Annotated in this window: 22 protein-coding genes; 9 read left to right on the forward strand and 13 right to left on the reverse strand. The window is 28.2% G+C overall.

The features are described from left to right. Window positions 1–11 precede the first annotated feature (11 nt). Window positions 12–1,649 carry a DNA primase gene (gene dnaG / locus LXN10_RS02520; protein WP_375724373.1) on the reverse strand — a complete coding sequence of 546 codons (1,638 nt, stop codon included), beginning with the start codon at window positions 1,647–1,649 and terminating at the stop codon, window positions 12–14. 101 nt (window positions 1,650–1,750) lie between these two features. Here dnaG and LXN10_RS02525 point away from each other — a divergent pair, with 101 nt between their 5' ends. From LXN10_RS02525 to LXN10_RS02545, 5 genes are all read left to right on the forward strand, one after another. Further along, complete coding sequence (locus tag LXN10_RS02525) at window positions 1,751–2,797, forward strand: tetratricopeptide repeat protein (protein WP_375724374.1); 1,047 nt, start codon at window positions 1,751–1,753, stop codon at window positions 2,795–2,797. Continuing rightward, on the forward strand, window positions 2,772–3,218 hold the full coding sequence (gene rnhA / locus LXN10_RS02530; protein WP_375724375.1) for a ribonuclease HI: 447 nt from the start codon (window positions 2,772–2,774) through the stop codon (window positions 3,216–3,218). Before LXN10_RS02525 ends, rnhA begins: the two co-directional genes overlap by 26 nt. Then, window positions 3,211–3,882 carry a ribonuclease III gene (gene rnc, locus LXN10_RS02535; protein ID WP_375724376.1) on the forward strand — a complete coding sequence of 224 codons (672 nt, stop codon included), beginning with the start codon at window positions 3,211–3,213 and terminating at the stop codon, window positions 3,880–3,882. Before rnhA ends, rnc begins: the two co-directional genes overlap by 8 nt. Window positions 3,883–3,889: 7 nt before the next feature. Further along, window positions 3,890–4,963: a chorismate synthase gene (gene aroC, locus LXN10_RS02540; RefSeq protein WP_375724377.1), complete on the forward strand. Its 1,074-nt coding sequence runs from the start codon at window positions 3,890–3,892 to the stop codon at window positions 4,961–4,963. A 416-nt stretch (window positions 4,964–5,379) separates the two neighbouring features. Continuing rightward, window positions 5,380–5,970 (forward strand): DUF134 domain-containing protein, encoded by a 591-nt coding sequence (locus tag LXN10_RS02545; RefSeq protein WP_375724378.1) that lies wholly within the window; start codon window positions 5,380–5,382, stop codon window positions 5,968–5,970. 2 nt (window positions 5,971–5,972) lie between these two features. Here the strand turns inward: LXN10_RS02545 and htpX are convergent, their stop codons facing one another. Continuing rightward, entirely contained in the window at window positions 5,973–6,827 is an 855-nt protein-coding gene (htpX, locus tag LXN10_RS02550) for a zinc metalloprotease HtpX (RefSeq protein ID WP_375724379.1), read from the reverse strand. A 139-nt stretch (window positions 6,828–6,966) separates the two neighbouring features. On the opposite strand from htpX, the gene LXN10_RS02555 reads away from it, so the two are divergent. Together LXN10_RS02555 and LXN10_RS02560 are read left to right on the forward strand one after the other, a co-directional pair. Further along, window positions 6,967–7,446 carry a SixA phosphatase family protein gene (locus tag LXN10_RS02555; RefSeq protein ID WP_375724380.1) on the forward strand — a complete coding sequence of 160 codons (480 nt, stop codon included), beginning with the start codon at window positions 6,967–6,969 and terminating at the stop codon, window positions 7,444–7,446. A gap of 345 nt (window positions 7,447–7,791) precedes the next feature. Further along, on the forward strand, window positions 7,792–7,971 hold the full coding sequence (locus LXN10_RS02560) for a hypothetical protein (RefSeq protein WP_375724381.1): 180 nt from the start codon (window positions 7,792–7,794) through the stop codon (window positions 7,969–7,971). An 8-nt stretch (window positions 7,972–7,979) separates the two neighbouring features. Here LXN10_RS02560 and LXN10_RS02565 read toward each other — a convergent pair whose 3' ends face one another. The 8 genes from LXN10_RS02565 to LXN10_RS02600 all read right to left on the reverse strand — a co-directional run bounded on the left by LXN10_RS02565 (window position 7,980) and on the right by LXN10_RS02600 (window position 16,685). After that, window positions 7,980–9,218, reverse strand: coding sequence for an NAD(P)/FAD-dependent oxidoreductase (locus tag LXN10_RS02565; protein ID WP_375724382.1), 1,239 nt, complete (start codon window positions 9,216–9,218; stop codon window positions 7,980–7,982). Window positions 9,219–9,374: 156 nt separating this feature from the next. Then, entirely contained in the window at window positions 9,375–10,718 is a 1,344-nt protein-coding gene (gene mnmE / locus LXN10_RS02570) for a tRNA uridine-5-carboxymethylaminomethyl(34) synthesis GTPase MnmE (RefSeq protein WP_375724383.1), read from the reverse strand. Window positions 10,719–10,721: 3 nt separating this feature from the next. Then, window positions 10,722–11,582, reverse strand: coding sequence for a Jag N-terminal domain-containing protein (locus LXN10_RS02575; protein ID WP_375724384.1), 861 nt, complete (start codon window positions 11,580–11,582; stop codon window positions 10,722–10,724). A gap of 9 nt (window positions 11,583–11,591) precedes the next feature. Further along, a complete protein-coding gene (gene yidC / locus LXN10_RS02580) occupies window positions 11,592–13,238 on the reverse strand; it encodes a membrane protein insertase YidC (RefSeq protein ID WP_375724385.1) in 1,647 nt (548 codons plus the stop codon). Next, a complete protein-coding gene (gene yidD, locus LXN10_RS02585) occupies window positions 13,231–13,563 on the reverse strand; it encodes a membrane protein insertion efficiency factor YidD (RefSeq protein WP_375724386.1) in 333 nt (110 codons plus the stop codon). Before yidD ends, yidC begins: the two co-directional genes overlap by 8 nt. After that, window positions 13,560–13,895 carry a ribonuclease P protein component gene (gene rnpA / locus LXN10_RS02590; RefSeq protein ID WP_375725316.1) on the reverse strand — a complete coding sequence of 112 codons (336 nt, stop codon included), beginning with the start codon at window positions 13,893–13,895 and terminating at the stop codon, window positions 13,560–13,562. The genes yidD and rnpA overlap by 4 nt, the downstream gene beginning before the upstream one ends. Further along, window positions 13,883–14,017 (reverse strand): 50S ribosomal protein L34, encoded by a 135-nt coding sequence (gene rpmH / locus LXN10_RS02595; protein WP_013136169.1) that lies wholly within the window; start codon window positions 14,015–14,017, stop codon window positions 13,883–13,885. The genes rnpA and rpmH overlap by 13 nt, the downstream gene beginning before the upstream one ends. 94 nt (window positions 14,018–14,111) lie before the next feature. Next, window positions 14,112–16,685, reverse strand: a complete 2,574-nt coding sequence (locus LXN10_RS02600; protein WP_375724387.1) for an ATP-dependent Clp protease ATP-binding subunit — start codon at window positions 16,683–16,685, stop codon at window positions 14,112–14,114. A gap of 125 nt (window positions 16,686–16,810) precedes the next feature. Between LXN10_RS02600 and LXN10_RS02605 the strand changes: the two genes are divergently transcribed. Together LXN10_RS02605 and LXN10_RS02610 are read left to right on the forward strand one after the other, a co-directional pair. After that, window positions 16,811–17,347 (forward strand): ribonuclease HII, encoded by a 537-nt coding sequence (locus tag LXN10_RS02605; RefSeq protein WP_375724388.1) that lies wholly within the window; start codon window positions 16,811–16,813, stop codon window positions 17,345–17,347. A 39-nt stretch (window positions 17,348–17,386) separates the two neighbouring features. After that, entirely contained in the window at window positions 17,387–18,139 is a 753-nt protein-coding gene (locus LXN10_RS02610) for a 2OG-Fe(II) oxygenase (RefSeq protein WP_375724389.1), read from the forward strand. On the opposite strand, the gene LXN10_RS02615 is transcribed toward LXN10_RS02610, so the two are convergent. The 3 genes from LXN10_RS02615 to LXN10_RS02625 are packed head-to-tail and all read right to left on the reverse strand — an operon-like array spanning window position 18,136 to window position 20,138. After that, window positions 18,136–18,381 carry a hypothetical protein gene (locus LXN10_RS02615; RefSeq protein WP_375724390.1) on the reverse strand — a complete coding sequence of 82 codons (246 nt, stop codon included), beginning with the start codon at window positions 18,379–18,381 and terminating at the stop codon, window positions 18,136–18,138. The genes LXN10_RS02610 and LXN10_RS02615 overlap by 4 nt on opposite strands. Next, window positions 18,378–18,692, reverse strand: coding sequence for an MTH1187 family thiamine-binding protein (locus tag LXN10_RS02620; protein WP_375724391.1), 315 nt, complete (start codon window positions 18,690–18,692; stop codon window positions 18,378–18,380). The genes LXN10_RS02615 and LXN10_RS02620 overlap by 4 nt, the downstream gene beginning before the upstream one ends. Before the next feature lie 9 nt (window positions 18,693–18,701). Beyond that, window positions 18,702–20,138 carry a sensor domain-containing diguanylate cyclase gene (locus LXN10_RS02625; RefSeq protein ID WP_375724392.1) on the reverse strand — a complete coding sequence of 479 codons (1,437 nt, stop codon included), beginning with the start codon at window positions 20,136–20,138 and terminating at the stop codon, window positions 18,702–18,704. Window positions 20,139–20,143 lie beyond the last annotated feature (5 nt).

The raw sequence follows: 20,143 nt of genomic DNA on the forward strand, positions 1-20,143 counted from the left end.
GACTATTAAATTTATAAATTATAAGTTATTAATTTACCTTTTTTTAACATTGATATATTATCTCTTATTTTTCGTATCAAAGAACTTTTTTCATTAAAAGTATATTTTTTATCATATAAAACTTCATTTAATTTATTTGTATAGAATTTCCCTAATAAAATTAATAACTCTGCATTTAATCTTTCATCATCATAATCTTCTAATCTCTCATTTAAAAGTACTGAATTCAATCTTTCATCTTCTATATTTGTTAATAATATTTCAAATTCATTCTTATGATAATCAAACATAGATGCATCAATTATATCTAACACACTTGACAATCTTTTTTTATCATTTAAAATTGCTTTTATGATACAAAGTTCACCAATATCCACTTTTGACAGTTGTACATTATTATTTCTATTGCTTGTGCTCTTAGTTATTTTTATTAGATTTTCTCTAATATTTAACTTTTGGGCAATATATCTTGAATATTCATCATGATAAATGGCATTTAAAGTATTTAAAAACTCATTTACTTCATGTAAAGCTTTTTGTTTATTTTGTGGATCACTTAAATCAAATTGTGAAATAATATGATCAATTGCAAAAGGAATAAAAGGTTTTGGCTTAGAAAATATTTTATTTAGCTCTTCTATTTTCCCATCTTTTACCATATCTGCTGGATCAAAGCCTTTTTCAAAAATAATAACTCCACCTTCAAAGTCATTGTGTGCCATTAAAAGTGAAGCTTTAAAAGCAGCATTTAATCCTGCATTATCTCCATCATAGGCCACAATTACTCGCGGTTCCCCTCTTTTTAATATGGGTAAGTGATCTTTTGTAAGTGCAGTTCCTAAGGTTGCAACTGCATTGTCAAAACCTGCTTGATGTAACATTATTACATCTAAATAACCTTCTGTGATTATTATCTCTTTTTTCTTATAGATTTTCTCTTTTGAAAGATTGTAACCATATAAAAGTCTTGATTTATTGAAGATTTTAGTTTGAGGTGAATTTACATATTTTGCATTGTGTCCAGTGATTGTTCTACCACCAAAACCAACTAAGCCACCATTTAATGAATAAATAGGAAAAGTAATTCTTTCTATAAATCTTGCATATAAGCCATTTGCTCCTGTATCAATAATCCCTAACTCTTTTGCATCATTTAGATTTAAAAAATTTGATTTTAAATAATTTATTGTCTCCCCTGAACTTGGGGCATAACCTATCTCAAACTTTTCTATTGAAGACTCATAAATTCCTCTACTTTTTATATACTCTTTTGCAACATCATTAGTTACAAAATTTTTCTTATAGTATTTATTAATCTCTTCAATTGCTTTTGTATCTTGCTTTTTTTGATTTGTATCATCATAAACTAAAGTAAAATTATTCATACTAGCTAGTTTTTCAATAGCTTCTGGATATGAAAGTTTTTCATATTCCATTACAAACTTAATGGAATCACCACCTACTCCACAACCAAAACAGTGATATATTTGTTTCGCAGGACTAACTACAAAAGATGGAGTACTTTCTCCATGAAAAGGACAACAAGCCTTGAAATTGGCACCTGATTTTTTTAATTGTAAGAATTGAGAGATTGTATCAACTATGTCAACATTATTTTTTAAATTTTCTATAGAATCTTTGTTTATCATAAAAAAGATTATACAATTTAATCTCTTTGATTTAACAATTTAGATTTTTATATGTTCAATTATGCTAATATTAATTTCAAAATAAAAACAAGGTTTAATAATTGCAATCAGCATTTGAGTACAGAGATCCACTTTTTGGAATTTTGGTACTTCTATTACTTATATTCGTAATTTCTTTTTTAACTTATACTTTTGGTGTTTATAAAGAAAAACTTGCCAGAAAAGAGTACAGAAAACTTCTTAAGCGTTTTGAATTAGGGAAACTAAAAGAAGAGGATTATGTACACCTATATAAAACTTATAACTTACCTTTTGATTCTATTTTACTTTTAGCATCTACTTTTTTACATAAAGGTGATTTTACAAAAGCTATTAGTGTTTATTTAGCCCTATTAGAACATGTAAAAGATAGAGTAAAAAAAGAAGAACTTCTTGAGCTTTTGGGATCTACATACTTTAAAGGTGGCTTTTTACAAAGATCAAGGGAAATATTTTTAAAGATTTTAAAATTTTCTCCAAGAAATAATGAAGCACTAAAATATTTACTCTTAATCAACGAAAGGCTAAAAGAATATGACAAAGCTATTGATGTTTTAAATTCACTAGAAGAGATAGATGTAGATACAGTAAGGGATAGAATTTATATAGAAACACTAATCATACTAAATGACCCAATTATATCATTTGATAAAAAAACAGAAAAACTTTATAGCTTTTTTAAATTTAATAAAATTATTGAAAGAATGTTTTTAGAGTATTTATTACAGTTTAATAAAGAGTTCTTTTGGCAAAACATAGATAAGTTTGATTTAACAAAAATTATTGATTTGCTTTGGTACTTAGATTTTAATGATATAGATTTTGATAAAGTTGATAGTAATGAGGTATTAAAAGAATTATATAATGCCAAAGGTTATTTGAATAATTTAGAAAAAAGTGAAGATTTTAGCTTTCAAATTTTAATGTTAATTAAAAGAAATAATGCAAATATAAATGCTGATTTAAATTTTGACTTTTTATGTACATCATGTAAAAGAACTCTTCCAATATATTCTACAAGATGTCCACATTGTCATAATACCTTAACATTTAAAGTAAAACATAGTTTAATCAAGGGAACAAGTGAAAAAAATCAATCTTTACAGTGATGGTTCATCTTTAGGAAATCCAGGGCCTGGGGGATATGGAACAATTTTAGAGTTTAACGGTAATCAAAAAGAACTAAGTGGTGGTGAAGATAATACTACAAATAATAGAATGGAATTAAAAGGTGTTATTGAAGGATTAAAGGCTTTAAAAGAGCCTTGTGATGTGCATATTACCTCTGATTCCACTTATGTAGTAAAAGGAATAAATGAATGGTTAAGTTCATGGATTAAAAATGGTTGGAAATCATCAACAAAAAAACCTGTAAAAAATGATGATTTATGGAAAGAGTATGTAGAAGTATCAAAAAGCCACAAAATTATAGCTTCTTGGGTAAAAGGTCATGCTGGGCATGAAGAAAATGAAAGATGTGATATACTTGCAAAAGAATTTGCACAAAATATAAAGGAAAGAAATGAATGATTATGTAAATTTAGAAAAGTGCCTGGATTATCAGTTTAAAAATAAAGACCTGATAGTCGAAGCACTTACCCATAAAAGTTTTAAAAAACCATATAATAATGAAAGACTAGAATTCTTAGGTGATGCGGTTTTAAACTTAATAGTAGGTGAGTATTTATACAAAAAATTCCCAGAATCAAATGAGGGAGACTTGTCAAAAATAAGAGCATCATTAGTAAATGAAACTGGTTTTACTAAGTTAGCAAATGAGATAAAACTTGGTGATTATATCTATTTATCAATAGCAGAAGAGAGAAATAAAGGAAGAACTAAAGCCTCTATTTTATCTGATGCCTTTGAGTCAATAATGGGTGCCATTTATTTAGAATCAGGATTAGAAACACTAAAACCAATTATTTTAACGCTGTTAGAAAAATCATATGATAAAATAAATTTAGATGTATTATTTAGTGATTATAAAACAGCTCTTCAAGAGATAACACAAGCTGAATTTGGCTCAATTCCAGAGTACAAAATTGAAGGTTCTTATGGACCAGATCATAAAAAAGAGTTCGAAGTCTCAATTTGGATAAATAATCAATGTTATGGACAAGCCATAGGAAAAAGTAAAAAACTAGCACAACAATCTGTTGCTAAAATTGCTTTAGATAAATTAAAAGGTTAATAAAAGAATGAATAGTTTTGGGCAGAAATTTAGATTTTCAACTTTTGGAGAAAGTCATGGGAATGCATTAGGTTGCATTGTTGATGGAGTTCCTGCAGGGATAAAAATCGATGAAAAATTCATACAAGCAGAGATGGATAGAAGAAGACCTGGTAAAAATGAATTTGCCACTGCTAGAAAAGAAGGTGATAAAGTAGAAATACTTTCAGGAGTATTTGAAGGTAAAACAACTGGTTCACCTATTGCAATGGTCATATTCAATGAAAACCAAAAAAGTAAAGACTATACAAATATAAAAGATCTTTTTAGACCAGGACATGCAGACTTTACATATTTTCACAAATATGGAATAAGAGATTATAGAGGTGGAGGAAGAAGTAGTGCAAGAGAAACAGCAGCAAGAGTTGCAGCTGGATCAATAGCAAAACTTCTTTTAGCAGAAGTTGGTGTTGAAATTAGAAGTGGAATATATGCAATTGATGGAATTGAAGGTTCTAGTTTTGATTTTGACTATGCAAAAACTTCTGCAATATATTCACTTGACAAAAATAAAGAAGACTTTCAAAAAGAGGCAATTTTAGCTGCTAAAAATTCTCACAATAGTGTGGGTGGAGTGGCTTTAGTAAATGTAAAAAATGCACCAATTGGTTTAGGTGAACCATTATATTATAGACTAGATGCTCAAATTGCAGCTGCAATGATGGGAATCAATGCAGTAAAAGCTGTAGAAATTGGTGATGGAATAGAAGCTAGTAAAGTAAAAGGTTATGATAATAATGACCAAATAGATAAAAATGGGTTTAAGACAAATCACTCAGGTGGAATATTAGGTGGAATATCAAATGGTGATGATATCAATGTAAAAGTATACTTTAAAGCAACACCATCGGTGTTTATCAAACAAGATAGCATTGATATTCATAATAATGAAGTTTCATGTGAGTTAAAAGGAAGACATGATCCTTGTGTTGCTGTTAGAGGTTCAATTGTTGCTGAATCTATGATGTCAATAGTTATTGCTGATATGTTACTTTTAAACATGAGTAGTAATATAAATAGTATAAAAAAAGTTTACAATTAAAAGATATTAAAGCAAAGATTATGTAGTATTTATATGATCTTTACTTTGGTTAAGTTGAAAGATCGAAGCTGGTTTATTCCAGCTTTTTTTTTGATTTATTTTTATTGATTTTAATTTGAAAAATTTTGTAAAAACCGAAAAGAAAATTAAAATATATTAAAATGGTTTTTACAAAATGAAGGGGCGCTTATTAAACTTATTCCTCGAAGGGGGGGGGAAGGGAATAAGAGTAATAATGTATGTTTTAAGTTAGATTTCAAATCGATAACAAAGGAGTAAAAGATTTTAAATACTGTAAAAATATTTAGATAAATTTTACTTTCTAACGTTAATGAACATATGACAGGAATTATAACAGCATTTTGAACATATGTCAAGTATATTATGGTAGAATGTTAAATAAATTAAGGTAATCAATGGCAAGAGACAAATTAAAACGGAAATTAGAACTTGTACCAGTATGTAAGTACTTTGGTCCAAAAGATATTGAAGCAAAAGAAGATATAGTATTATTACATGAAGAACTAGAAGCTATCCATTTGATGGATTCATTTTGTATGTATCAAGAAGATGCAGCAAAAAAAATGAATGTATCAAGAGCAACATTTGCAAGGATAGTAAAAAGTGCTAGAAAAAAAATATCCCTAGCTCTAGTTACAGGAAGTAATATAAAAGTACATGAAATAAATAATGAATTCCATTTAGCTGTTTGTTCTAACTCAAATACAGGGATAGATTATGCAAATGAAAATGCCCAATATATCTGGATATATTTTATAAAAGATTATAAACTAAAATCTCAAAATTGCATAATAAACCCAGTATATAATAATGAAGATGAGATAGCGTGTAATTTACTCCCTGACCTTTTACATGACTATGGAGTAAACTACTTCTTAATTAAAGATATTGATTATGATTTAAAAATTTCACTTATAGCAAAAGGTGTCTATCCTATTTTACAAGATTGTGTGGATATAGACTCTATAGTTGGAATTTTTCAATAAAATCAACCATTTAGTTCAAATTTTAACTCTTCCAATCTTGCAATTCTATCTTCTGTTGAAGGATGAGTTCTAAATAGATTACCAAATTTTATATCTCTTCCAGAAAAGGGATTTACAATAAACATGTGAGCTGTCTCTTCCGTGGCATCTCGCATCTGCCCTCTTTTTGCATAACTTTCAAGTTTTGATAAAGCACTTTGTAATCCAGCTGGATTATTTGTAAGTCTTGCTGATCCTTCATCTGCTAAAAACTCCCTACTTCTACTTACCGTCATTTGTATAATAGATGCTGCTATTGGTAAAATAATAGCCATCAGAAGCATAACAGCAGGATGAACTCCTTGTCTATTGTTATTTCCACCAAATATAGATGAAAACTGCATAAAATTTGCAATCATAGCAATAGCTCCTGCAAACACAGCAGCAATAGTACCTATTAAGATATCATAATGTCTTATGTGAGATAACTCATGTGCAATAACTCCCTCTATCTCTTCATCATTTAACAAATCAACTAAACCTTGAGTAACAGCCACTGCAGAGTTTTCGTAATTTCTACCTGTTGCAAAAGCATTTGGAACATTCTCCGCGATTAAATATACCTTTGGCATAGGAAGATTTGCTTTATACGCAAGATTTTCAACTATTTTATAAATATGATTTCTTCTATCTTCTATTAAAACAGCATTATAATGATTTAGAACTTGTTTATCAGAGTAATAGTATGCATAAAAGTTCATTCCAGCAGCTATCAAAAATGCAAATAAAGCACCATTTGCACCTCCAAATGAAAAGCCAATGAAAACAAATAATACAGTTAGTAGTGTTAAAAAAAAGATTGTTTTTACTTGTTCCATATTTTTCTCCTTGACAAATTATTAAGCGTATTCTATAACAATTTTTCAAATAAAAAATTAAAAAAAAGAAATTATACATTTTATTTTCTTTCTAGGTAAATTTACTTAAAATAAGCTATAAATTAATAATTGGATAAAAATGAAAACACTTTATATAATGAGACATGCACACAAAGATGTACCTTTAGAAAATGAAGATGATTATGATATTAAATTATCTAAAGAAGGTGAAAAAGAAGCAAAAATAATTGGAGAAAAACTAAGCCAATTGGGTGTAAAACTAGATTTAATAACAGCTAGCCCATCTGAGCGTACAAGACAAACAGCTGAAATAATTTCTGAAATTTTAAAATATGACAAATCAATAATGTATAATGGGAATATTTACAATGCCTTTGTAAATGAGATAGTAGAAATGTTATCATATACTTATGATACTGCTAATAGTTTATTACTAGTAGGTCATAATCCAGCTCTTACAGCACTTGGCATAACTTTAGGGGTCTATAAAGAAAAAATCAAACCAGCAGAAGTTTTAAAAGTAGAATTTGACACAAATTCTTGGTTAGACATTTCTAAAGAAAATGCAAGATTTATTTGGATAGAAAAACCTTATTAAGTCAAAAATCTAAAAGTTTTCCAGCTAAGTTCCCACATAGTTGAGAAGAATAGATTATAAAAAGAAAAAATAGGACTGAGAATGGAAATAATTAATATTCTTATCGATATTTTAATTGTTTTTTCTATATTTTATCTATTTGAAAAATATTTATTTAAATATTTAGGTTTTACTAACACATCTATTATTAAGTATTAATATTTGTTATAGTTATTCGGTTCATTATTAAAAAAGTATTTAAAAGAATAGAAAAAAAAACAGGGGTAAGTCACCACCTCAAAAAAAATAATACTGAAGATGGAGCAACTTTAACGACTTTACAAAATATCTAGGAGAGGAAAACAAATGAAGTTTATAACATATTTAATAGTCATTTCTATAGTATTTAGTTTACTTTTTAATATATATGATTGGGAGTTAAAAAGTGCAAAGGTTGAAATTCTAACCCTTTTAACTATAGGTATAATGTTAGGTGTTATGACAATCTTAGGAAAAATGTTCCAAAAAAACTTTCCAAAAGAATAACATCAGACTCAAAAATCTAAAAGCTGACCAGCTAAGTTTCCACTTGAAAAAGACCATTGGAGGTTGTATCCTCCACAAGGTCCATCTAAATCTACAACTTCCCCACAAAAATATAAACCTTTTATAATCTTGCTTTGCATGGTTTTTGGATTTATCTCTTTTAAACTTACTCCACCTCTTGTAATCATGGCTTGTTTAAATCCCACATGATCTGTTATGGTCAAAGGGGTGGCAACAAGATATTTGATAAGTTTATCTCTATTTTGTCCATTTATATCTTTAAATTTTTTACTTGTATCCACATCACATAAAATGCAAAGTTCATTTGCAACAGACTCAGGAACTAATGAAGAAATATTTTCTAAAATAGTTGAATCAGCATTAGCTTTAATCTCGCTATTTATATGTGCCCTAACCTCTTCTTCATTTTTCCCTCTAATCATATTTATTAAAATAGGAACTTCCCCATACTTTTCTAAATAAGGAGTAATCTCTCGAGAAAAATCCAAAACAACAGGACCTCGAACACCTTTTGAAGTAAAAATCAAATCACCCACAGCTTTTAGTTTTTTTGCCTTTGGTAAATCAATTCGAAGTTCTGCTTTTGCAATAGTATCAGCCTTACAAGAAGCAACCCATTTTTCTTTTGAAATAAGTGGCAACATAGCTGGATACAAATCAGTAACCTTATGACCTAACTCTTTTGCAAAAATAAAGCCATCACCATTTGCTCCTAGCATTGGATAACCTAATCCTCCAGTTGCTACAACAACATTAGGACTTAAGAATTTTTCATCTAAAGTTTGAACACCAACAATAGCTTCATCTTCGAATAATAAAGTCTCAGCCTTTGTATTACATCTAACTTCTACTCCTACCCGAATAAGTTCATCTTCCAAAGCTTTTATAATAGTAGAAGAACTATGAGTAATAGGAAAAACCCTAAACCCATCAGGAATATGAGTCTCAACACCAATCTCTTTAAAAAAGCCCATCAAGTCTTTATAATCAAAAGCAGTAATAGCTTCCATCATAAAACGACCATTGCGACCAAAAGAGTTCATAAAATCAGAGTTATCAAGTGTATTTGTAAGGTTACACCGTCCACCACCTGTAGCTTTTAGTTTAGGACCTAGTTTTTCTTGTTGTTCAAGTAATAATACGCTCTTGCCATTTCTAGCAGCTTTTATACCAGCAATCATCCCAGCAGCACCAGAACCTATTACTATCAAATCATAAGTTTTCATTTATTTCCTATTATTTCCAAGTACCCAAAATAATTGTAGAGGCATAGATTTTTAGTGCAATTCAAGGCAGAGTAATTTTTTTACGATTGAGCGTACAACTAGTACGTGATTGAGTAAAAAATTACTCTAACGCAGAAGTGTGCAAAAAGCTATGCCTCACTTACCTAAGCAGAAAGCTCCAAACATCACATCCAACATCTGGTCATTTTCATATGGTCTTGTTATAAGTGAAATATTCTCTATAGCTTCATGTATATTGTGAGCAAAAAATTCTAATTCACCAGTCATTAATGGAGTTTTTGCTTCTTGTACATGGTATAAAGTTTGCTCCACTGCTTCCACTTGTCTTTTTGAGATCAAAGTCATATCATCATCATGGGAATTGTTATCTAAAATTGTTTCTATTTTTTTTACTAAAGTACTAATACTATTTTTTGTACTTAGTTCTATATATTCATTTTTTAATTGTGTTTTATCAAATTTTGATTCTAAGTCAATTTTATTTAATACTATTATTTTTTCTTTATTTTCTATCTCATCTAAAATATTTAAAATCTTTTTATCTTCATCATCACAAACTTTTGAATTATCAAACAATGAAATAATAATATCAGCTTCATTTACAGCACTTAAAGACTTCTCTATTCCAATTCTCTCAATAGTATCACTAGCTTCTCTTATACCTGCTGTATCAACTATTTTGATAATATGCGTACCAATTTTAACAGACTCTTCTATTGTATCTCTTGTAGTTCCTGCTATGTCACTTATGATTGCTCTATCAAAATTTAAAAGTTTATTTAAAAGCGAAGATTTCCCAACATTTGGTTTTCCTATAATTGCTACTTTGAAACCTTCGATTAGACCTTCTCTTCTTTTACTTGATTCTAATGTGTCAGATAATTTAACTACTATTTTTTCTATTTTCTTTTCTATTTGCTCAAAAATATCAGCGGGTAAATCATCTTCTGCATAATCAATACTAACTTCAGTGTAAGCTAACATAAAAAGTAGATCTTCTCTAATATCATTTACGAAATTAGTTAGTTCACCTTTTAGTTGTCGTGCTAATAATTTAACAGCATCTTCACTTCTTGCTTCAATAAGTTTTGCTATTGCTTCTGCTTTTGAAAGGTCGATTTTATTATTTAAAAAAGCTCTTTTTGAAAATTCACCTGGATTTGCTAATCTTGCACCTAATTTTATAAGTTCATTTAAAATTATGTTTGAAATAGCGATTCCACCATGACATTGAAATTCAACAATATCTTCACCTGTAAAAGAGTTTGGATTTTTAAAATAAATTAAAAGTGCTTCATCAATAATTTCATCTTCACTATTATATATGCTTGATAAAGTTGCTAATCTTGGAGTTAAGTTAGTTCTTTTTGAAAGAGTTAAGGCAAGTGGTAAAGCATCTTTACCACTTAGTCTTATAATCGAAATTGAGCCAATTCCATTGGCTGTTGCAATTGCTGCAATTGTATCAAATGAATCCATTATTTACTGATTACTTCTATACTCATTTACTAATACATATTTGTCGCCTCTTACATTTGTTTTAACAGCAACATATTTATTAGGAAACTCTTCTCTTAATCTTTTTAGAGCAATATGAACTAATATCCCATCTAATGGCTTAGTTTTGTATGTTCCATTTTCTTTTATAGTTTCAATAACAGGAGCTAAATAATTATAAATTGCTTCTTCTTGATTTTTCAAAAATTCTGCAACTTCTAGTCTTAGCATTAAACCATATTTTTCATTTATCCAATTAAATAAAATATAAGATAAAGCTTTATATCTATAACCTTCTTTACCTATTAGTAAAGCTGAATCTTTTCCATTAAATTCAACATATAAAGTCTCTTCATCATAAAAATCAACTTCAATTTCATCTATTTCATAACATGTGTTTTGAAATAAGTTATTGATATCCATTTTTACTTCTGAAATAACTTGTTCTTTGTCTTTTTTTATAACAATTTTAGATAATTCATCTTTTTGATTATTTTCTGTATAAAAATTATTAAATATTTGTTCTTTTCCCTCTACATTAGGAACTTTAGAAGTTGGCTTTCTTTCTGCTTTTGTTTCGCTTATATTACTACTAGCAATTTTTTCTGATACATCTTCAATATTTATACTACTTTTTCTGTATTTTGTTTCTTTATATTTTCTATTGTCTTTTTTTTGTTTTCTTTTTAACTGAGCAGTTATAATTGCAGTTTTTTTCCCAAAGCCAAGAAAACCTTTACTTGGCTGTTGAGTTATTACTATTTCTAGATCTATTATGGAACAATTAAATTCATTTGATGCTACTTCATATACTTCTTCTAATGTTTTTGCTTCAAATTTTTTCATATTTATTTCCTATTTTTTAGATGCTTTTTTCTCTTCTATTTCAACTAACTTTTTTTTCTCAAACATTTTATTAATAAAGAATTGTTGAGAAATTGTAAATAAGTTATTTATAAACCAATAAAGTGTTAACCCTGCTGGGAACCACAAGAAGAAGAATGTAAATACTACTGGTAAAAATTGGAAAATTTTCTTTTGTGTTTCATCTTGCATTGTATTTGGAGTAATTTTTTGTTGTAAGAACATTGAAATACCCATTAAAATTGGTAATACATAATAAGGATCCATTAAAGCTAAATCGTGAATCCAAAGAATCCATGGAGAACCTTTTAATTCAATAGCATTTAAAATAACTCTATAAAGAGCAAAAAATACAGGAATTTGCATAATTAAAGGTAAACATCCACCCATTGGGTTTGCACCATGTTTTTTGTATAATTCCATCATATGAGCTGATTGCTTTTGCTTATCACCTTTATATTTCTCTTGTAACTCTTTGATTTTAGGAGCTAAATCTTTTAGCTTCTGCATAGACATCATACCTTTGTATGATAAAGGGAAAAGAATAAGTTTGATTATAATTGTAGCAAATACAATTGTCCAACCCCAGTTACCTACATAACTTTGAAGAAATTGTAAAAATAAGAACATAGGATTTGCAATAAATGTAAACCAACCATATTCAATAACACCTGTTAATTGAGGATTTAAAGCTTTAAGTGCTTTGTGCTCTTTTGGTCCGATATATCCACTAAAATCAATAGAAGCATTTTCAGAGTGAACAAAACCTTGTGGGTTTGAATCTTTGTCTGGCATAAGAGAAACTTGCATTGTTTTTTTGAAGTTATATACAACAGTAGTATAGTATCTATCAAAGAAACTTAAAAATTTAACAGCTTGATAAGTTTTAGTTTTGTCACTTTTACCATCAACTGTCACATCTAAAGTATCATCAGCTAATTTTACTATTGCACCATGATCTGCATACATATCAGCTAATACATTTGGTCTATAACCTGGTGTTATAAAAAATTGTTTATTATTTGTAGCTTTAACATCTAAATCATAATGACCATCTGTATAAATAGTTAAAGTTTTAGTTAAAACTGTCTCTTTTAATGTTTGAGTAATAATAAGTGTTTGTGTTTGTTTTGTAGCATCTATAACTGGTGAACTAACAGTTACTTCTACATTAAATGCTTCATTATTAATATTTTTATCTGCAAATCTAACTTCTAAAGGTCTTAATTGATTTGGTTCAAAAAGTTTTATATGAGAATTATCTTCATTTATATATTGTCTCTCTAAAAGAGTAACTTGTGCGATTCTACCTAATTTATCGATTTGGATAATATTTTTATCAGTTGTAATAGTTGAAACTATATCATTCGTTGCAATTGTTTTTGATGATATAGCATCAGCAACATTTGAAGGTGTTGACATATTTGAAACTGGAGCAGATGCAGGATTTGTACTATCTTGTGCCACTTGTGGAGCATTATTTGCTTTTACTATTTTCTCTTGTGCTATTTTAGCAGCTTGTGCCTCTTTTTGAGGCTTTAAAACCAAAAATTCATAAGCAACAAAAAATACAAAAACAATTAATGTCATGATTAACATTCGCTTTTGCATACCCTGGTTATTATTTAAATTATTCATTATTCTTATTTCTCTCCCAATTCTTTACTACAAAGTATTTATTATCTTCAGTTGGTACAAACCAATATATTACTTTGATTTTTTTATGTATGATACTTTTATTCGGGATTCTATTGACTATTGGATAGTCAATTCCACCTTTAAAAAGTTGGTTACATTTTAATATCCGTGTTATTGTAAAATAAATCGCCTTAAAAAAAGAGTTATTTTCCATTTGCCATACTCCATATTCGGAACAAGTTGGGTAAAATCTACAACTTGGAGAGGTATAACGAGAAATAAATTTTTGATAAAACTTAATTAGATATTTAAATACAAAGTTCATTTGTATAAATTTAGTCGTTTAAATGCAAAATTAAAATCTTTTTGTAACTCAATATATGATTTTTTAAATAATTCATCTTTTGCTACAAAAACATATTTACCAGTAATAATTTTATTTTCATTTTCTAAAACTATAGCTCGTAATCTTCTTCTTGCTTTATTTCTAAAAACAGCATTTCCTACTTTTTTAGAAGTAACAAAACCTATTTCTAACTTTTCACTAGACCTAAAAAAAGCGACAAAAGATGGCGTATGCCATTTTTTGCCGCTTTGATAGATTTGTCTAAAATCTCTTGAGCTATTTAGTCTGTATTCTTTGCTTAAACAGCTAATCTTTTTCTACCTTTTGCTCTTCTTCTTGCAATAACTTTTCTACCATTTTTTGTAGACATTCTAACTCTAAAACCGTGAGTTCTCTTTTTTGGCGTGTTATGCGGTTGGTATGTTCTTTTCATAGTGTCATTCCCTTTTTAAAATTCAAGTTGCGGATTATAGTTAAAGTTAACTTAAAATTTCTTTATATTAAGCTAAGTTAAAACTTTCCAAAAACTATATTTTTGCGATTACCTCATCATTTTGCACATCAAAAACAACCTTACTTCCTGCACCAATTTTGTCTTCTAAAATCAAATCAGCAAGCTTATCTTCTACTATTTCATAGATTGCTCTTTTTAGTGGTCTAGCACCATATACTGGGTCAAATCCAACTTTTGCAATAAACTCTTTTGCACTTTGAGTCAACTCAATTTGGATATCTTTATCTTCAACTTTTTTCTTAATATCTTCAAATAATATTGAAACAATATTTGTAATTGAGTCTAATCCTAATTGTTCAAAAATAATTATATCATCTAATCTATTTAAAAATTCTGGTCTAAAATAGTTTTTAATTTCTAAAAATACTTCTTCTCTTCTTTTATCTTTATCAGCTATTTCTATAATCTTGCTACTTCCAATATTTGAAGTTAATATGATAATTGTATTTTTAAAATCAATAGTAACACCTTTATTATCTGTTAGTCTTCCATCATCAAGAACTTGAAGTAAGATATTAAATACATCAGGATGTGCTTTTTCAATTTCATCAAATAAAATTACACTATAAGGTTTTCTTCTAACAGCTTCAGTTAACTGCCCTCCTTCTTCATAACCCACATATCCAGGAGCAGCACCAATTAATCTTGATACTGCATGTTTTTCCATATATTCACTCATATCAAATCTTATAAGTGATTTTTCATCATCAAATAAAAACTTCGCTAAACTTTTTGCACTCTCTGTTTTACCAACACCTGTTGGTCCTAAGAACATAAAAGAGCCTATTGGTTTACTATCATCACTTAGCCCTGCTTTATTTCTTTTAATTGCACGACTTATTGCTTTTAGTGCTTCATCTTGCCCTTTTACATCATTTTTAAGAACACTTTCTATTTCTAAGATTTTTTGTTTATCACTACTTAACATCTTATTTACAGGAATTCCAGTCCATCTTGAAACAATACTTGCAATTGCATCTTCATCTACACTATTTCTTAATAGTGTTCCTGCTTCTTGCATTTTGTCCCATTTTTCTTCATTTTCTTTTACTTGTTTTTCTAATTCTGGTATTTCCCCATACTCTATAGATGCGGCTTCTTCAAATCTTGATTCTCTTTTAGCAGCTAGTGCTTTTGTTTTAAGTTCATCAATTTTTACTTTTAAAGTAGATGCTTTATTAAATGTCTCTTTTTCATTTAAAAATCTAGTTTCCAAAGCTCTTTGTTCTTCATTTAAATCGGCTAATTCTTTTTCTATAGCTTCAATTCTTTCACTATTTTTTTTAGATTTTTCCATCTTTAAAGCTTCTTTTTCCACCATCAAAGTTTGAATTGCTCTTTTTACAGTTGATAAAACAATTGGTTCACTCTCTATTTGCATTTTAAGCTCTGCTGCTGCTTCATCTATTAGGTCAATAGCTTTATCTGGTAAAAATCTATCAGAGATATATCTATCACTTAATTTGGCAGCTGCTACTAAGGCACTATCATTGATAGTTACACTATGGAAAGTTTCTAGTTTCTCTTTTATACCTCTTAGTATTTGCAAGGCTTCATTTACACTTGGCTCATCCACAGTAATTGGTTGAAATCTTCTTTGCATAGCTGTATCTTTTTCAAAATACTTTCTATACTCTTTAAGTGTTGTTGCTCCTATTGTATGTAATTCACCCCTTGCAAGAGCTGGTTTTAAGATATTTGCAGCATCCATACTTCCTTCACTTGCCCCTGCTCCAATTATTGTATGAATTTCATCAATAAATAAAATTACATTTCCAGCTTTTTTAACTTCATCAATTACAGATTTTAATCTATCTTCAAATTCACCTCTATATTTTGCACCTGCAATTAAAGCACTCATATCAAGTGTTACCACTCTTTTATTTTGTAAAGATAGTGGAACATCCTTTGCCACTATTCTTTGGGCTAGTCCTTCTGCAATAGCTGTTTTACCAGTTCCTGGTTCTCCTAGAAGTATTGGGTTGTTTTTTGTTTTTCTTATAAGAATTTGCATCATTCTTTGTATTTGTTCATCTCTTCCAATTACGGGGTCTAGTTTTCCATCGATTGCTTGTTGGTTTAAGTCAATTCCATATTTTCCTAAAGCTTCTAAGTTCTCATCTCCTGAAGCTGAGTCAATAACACTTCCACCTCTTATTGCTTCAAGTTCTTTTTTTGCTTCTCTTAAATCTATATATTTACCTAATACATCTTTAAATACTTTATTATCAAAGTTTGCTATCAACCATGAATCAATAGCTATAAATTTGTCCCCAAGTGTTGCCATTTGACCTTCTGCTTTTTGCAGTGAATCTATAAAGCCTCTACTTAGTTTTATATTCTCTTTTGTAACTGTTGATACAGTTGGCAAAGATGATGTGTGAGATTTTGCTTCTAGTACTAAGGCTGTTTTGTCTATATTCATTTTATTTAATAATTGGTTTAGTACAGAGTTTGTATTTGTTAGTAATGCCCAAAGCATATGTATAACTTCTACTTCTTGGTTTTTATTATGTAATGCTAAAGCAACAGACGAATCTATGCTCTCATTCATTTGGTTTGTTAGTTTTTCAAAAATTTTATTCATAATTAGCACTCCTTTAATTTAACTGCTAAAAAAATTATAGCACCTTGAGTGTACTTTTGTCAAGTTATAATTTTATTTTCTTTCATAATTTTTACAATATAATTAGCAAAACAAAAAGGAAATAGATGTTATGTGGCATAGATGAAGCAGGAAGAGGTCCATTAGCTGGGCCAATGGTTGTAGCTGGAGTTGTTTTAAAAAATCCAATAGAAGGACTAAATGATTCTAAAAAGCTAAGTGAAAAGAAAAGAGAAAAACTTTTTGATGAAATAATAGCTAACTCTTTTTATCATATAGTATTTACTGATGCAAAGACTTTAGATAAGCTTGGATTATCTTTGTGTTTAAAAAACTCTATAGAAGAGATTATGCAAAATGTTAAAGCAAATGAATATCTAATGGATGGAAATACTTCTTTTGGAATAGAAGGTCTAAAACATGAAATAAAAGCAGATGCAAATTATGAGCAAGTTAGTGCTGCATCAATACTAGCAAAAGTTAGCCGAGATAGATATATGGTAAACATTTCAAGTAAATACCCAAACTACAAATTTGAAAAACACAAAGGTTATGGAACAAAAATTCATATAGAGATGATAAAAGAGTTTGGAAGAAGTGAAGAACACAGATATAGTTTTAAAACTAAAGGTATTGATTATTAAAAAAAGTGCTATAATTCCATAAAAAATTTAGTAGGTTATATGACTGCACCTTTTGATATAAAACAACTTGAACTAACACAATTTGGTAATAATATTTTTTCACCAAAACAATGGCTTGATACTATAGTTCCGGAGAGTATGAAAATACTTCCAAATCCTTATCATGAAGCTCCTTTTATATATGAAAATATCAATTTTGATTTTTCAGATATGAAAAGCTTTATTAAAAATCATGAAGATGAATCTAAAAAAATAGGAATCATTAGTACTGATGATGGAGTTGTACTTCCTAAAAAAAATACAGAAATAAGAAATACTTACAATATCATTCCAAATGATACTTTTCTAAAAGAATACAATATATTTTTTGAATCACAAAAAAGTAAAATAGAAGAATTTTTTAATGTCTCGCTTATGCAATCAATTGATCCTCAAATACTTATTTATAAAAATGGCTGTTTTTATAAAAGACACTCTGATAACTGTAGTGAAATAGTTGATTTAAATAAAAATATTATTGAATATAAACCAGTAGCTCCTGCTAGAATTATTACAACTGTTTTATTTATAACAACACAAGTAAAAGAGCCAAAAGATGAGTTTGAATTTAGTGGTGGTGAATTGGTTTTTGATTTTTTATATGATGATAAATTTAGAAAAATATCAATCAAACCTAAAGAGGGAGATTTTGTTGCCTTTTTAAGTAACCCATACTTTTCTCATAGCGTGAAAAAAATAAAAGATGGAATGAGAGTCTCTGTTGTACAATGGCATAATGCCATTGTGCACTAATTAAGATCTTTAGGAAGTTTTTTCAGATTCTTTAAAAACTTATATTTATCAGATTCTGTATAAAGAACTCTTAATCCTTTTACATCTCTCTTTGAAGTTGATTCATACTCAATATAATACTCTCCATGTATACAAGTAAATATAACTGATGTTTTTGAAACTGGTGATTGAACACACTCTTGCAAATTTTGTGCAGAAAATAGTGAACTCACTAATAATGTTAATGCAATTAAATATTTCATTTTGATACTTCTCCTATTTGTTTTTCTATAGATTCAACTTTTGTTTTTAATCTATTATCATGACCTTTTCTAATGTCAAAGGTTAATGTAGCATAAACTCTATTACAATCAAGTGATTCTAAAACCTTATAACAATCCTCTATAAGCTTCAAAGCTTGCCCTATCTCTTCTGTTTCAATAATAGTACACATAGAAGTCAGTTGATAAGAATAACCACTTTTTCTAATAGTATCAATGACTTTAGCCACATGTGCACTCTTGCTTTCACCATAATCAGTTGGAAACATAGCCATTTCTAATAATACACTCATCTTATACTCCTATATTTCTTTTTCTACTCTATTTTTACCACTATTTTTTACTTTGTATAGAGTTTTATCTGCTCTTGAGATGATTTTTTCTATTGTATCATCTTCTTTAAATGTACTTACACCAAAACTAGCTGTAATACCCTCTTTTACTAGATTATTTAGTTCTATATCATTTTCAAAACAATTTTTTAGTTTTTGTGCTATATTGAAGGTTTGCTCTAAGTTTGAATTATTTAGAAGAATCAAAAACTCTTCTCCACCCCATCTTGCTATGTTATCACTATCTCTAATTTGCAATTTTAAAATAGAAGCAATTCTTTTTAGAACATCATCTCCAACTAAATGTCCATAGTTGTCATTTACAAGTTTAAAATCATCTAAATCAAAGAATATTATTGATTTAGGTATTTTATCTCTTTTAAATTGTTTTAATGCCTTGTCAAAATAATCATTGAAGGTTCTTCTATTATGTAAGTTTGTTAAGCTATCATATGCAGCTAAACTTTCTAATTTTTTATTATATGTTTTTATTGTGTACAAAATTATAATTATAATTATAATAGTTATAACTAAAGAAGTAAGAAGATTAAAAATAAAAGTTTTTCTAACTTCTCCAGTAAAGGTATCAAGCTTTGCTTCAACAAATAAATATAGATTTAACTCTTTTACAAATTTACCGTTTAAAATATATGTTTTCCCATCTTTCTTATATTCAAAAAGTTGTGGACTATCAAATAGTAAATCTTTATTTGATAAATCTAATTCTTTTATATCTATCAATTTATTAGGATGATTAAATTCATTTTCACTTAAGACAATATGCCCTTTTTTGTCTGTAAAGAATACATTAAAATTATATTTGAGTCTAAAGTGTTTTAGCATTTCATCTATATATGAAATCTTTATTCCTATTCCTGTAGCTCCCAAATAATGAAACTTATCATCAAAAATTTTATAATTTATAAACATAATTAAAGAATCATCTAAATACTTGTTAAAATCTAAATTTATCTCATGATTCTCTGGATTTTCTTTAAATTTAAAATACCAAGCATTTTCTATATTAGTTTTTTTTACTTTTTCTATTAAACCTTTAGAGGTATAATAATTACCTGTTTTATTAGAAACTAAAAAAGTACTAAACATGTTGTATCTATTTTTTATACTCTCTAAATATCTACTTATTTTTTCAGTTTGATCTTCTTCATGAATAAGCCAATCTTTTAGAAAAGTATCATTTGCCATCATTGAAGATACTAAGGTAGGTTCTATAATATTTTTTTGTACTTCTGAATAAATATTATCAATAGATAAAGGAAGCGATCTTTCTTTAAGATTTACTTCCATTTCTTTTAGTGCTTTTTCATAGTTCATTACAGAAGAACCAATAGTAAAAGTAAGTAACAAAAATGTTACTGTAATTACTACATAATTTTTAATATTCATTTATT

This window comes from Arcobacter iocasae, from assembly GCF_042214795.1.
GTDB lineage: Bacteria > Campylobacterota > Campylobacteria > Campylobacterales > Arcobacteraceae > Arcobacter > Arcobacter iocasae.

What these genes read in the sequence shown, in the direction of transcription:
- dnaG (WP_375724373.1), bottom strand. Translation starts at nt 1,649, where the DNA reads ATGATAAACAAAGATTCTATAGAAAATTTAAAAAATAATGTTGACATA.
- LXN10_RS02565 (WP_375724382.1), bottom strand. Translation starts at nt 9,218, where the DNA reads ATGAAAACTTATGATTTGATAGTAATAGGTTCTGGTGCTGCTGGGATG.
- aroC (WP_375724377.1), top strand. Translation starts at nt 3,890, where the DNA reads ATGAATAGTTTTGGGCAGAAATTTAGATTTTCAACTTTTGGAGAAAGT.
- rnc (WP_375724376.1), top strand. Translation starts at nt 3,211, where the DNA reads ATGAATGATTATGTAAATTTAGAAAAGTGCCTGGATTATCAGTTTAAA.
- LXN10_RS02615 (WP_375724390.1), bottom strand. Translation starts at nt 18,381, where the DNA reads ATGAAATATTTAATTGCATTAACATTATTAGTGAGTTCACTATTTTCT.
- LXN10_RS02620 (WP_375724391.1), bottom strand. Translation starts at nt 18,692, where the DNA reads ATGAGTGTATTATTAGAAATGGCTATGTTTCCAACTGATTATGGTGAA.
- LXN10_RS02560 (WP_375724381.1), top strand. Translation starts at nt 7,792, where the DNA reads ATGAAGTTTATAACATATTTAATAGTCATTTCTATAGTATTTAGTTTA.
- LXN10_RS02610 (WP_375724389.1), top strand. Translation starts at nt 17,387, where the DNA reads ATGACTGCACCTTTTGATATAAAACAACTTGAACTAACACAATTTGGT.
- LXN10_RS02605 (WP_375724388.1), top strand. Translation starts at nt 16,811, where the DNA reads ATGTTATGTGGCATAGATGAAGCAGGAAGAGGTCCATTAGCTGGGCCA.
- mnmE (WP_375724383.1), bottom strand. Translation starts at nt 10,718, where the DNA reads ATGGATTCATTTGATACAATTGCAGCAATTGCAACAGCCAATGGAATT.
- LXN10_RS02600 (WP_375724387.1), bottom strand. Translation starts at nt 16,685, where the DNA reads ATGAATAAAATTTTTGAAAAACTAACAAACCAAATGAATGAGAGCATA.
- rpmH (WP_013136169.1), bottom strand. Translation starts at nt 14,017, where the DNA reads ATGAAAAGAACATACCAACCGCATAACACGCCAAAAAAGAGAACTCAC.
- yidD (WP_375724386.1), bottom strand. Translation starts at nt 13,563, where the DNA reads ATGAACTTTGTATTTAAATATCTAATTAAGTTTTATCAAAAATTTATT.
- LXN10_RS02545 (WP_375724378.1), top strand. Translation starts at nt 5,380, where the DNA reads ATGGCAAGAGACAAATTAAAACGGAAATTAGAACTTGTACCAGTATGT.
- LXN10_RS02625 (WP_375724392.1), bottom strand. Translation starts at nt 20,138, where the DNA reads ATGAATATTAAAAATTATGTAGTAATTACAGTAACATTTTTGTTACTT.
- yidC (WP_375724385.1), bottom strand. Translation starts at nt 13,238, where the DNA reads ATGAATAATTTAAATAATAACCAGGGTATGCAAAAGCGAATGTTAATC.
- LXN10_RS02575 (WP_375724384.1), bottom strand. Translation starts at nt 11,582, where the DNA reads ATGAAAAAATTTGAAGCAAAAACATTAGAAGAAGTATATGAAGTAGCA.
- LXN10_RS02555 (WP_375724380.1), top strand. Translation starts at nt 6,967, where the DNA reads ATGAAAACACTTTATATAATGAGACATGCACACAAAGATGTACCTTTA.
- htpX (WP_375724379.1), bottom strand. Translation starts at nt 6,827, where the DNA reads ATGGAACAAGTAAAAACAATCTTTTTTTTAACACTACTAACTGTATTA.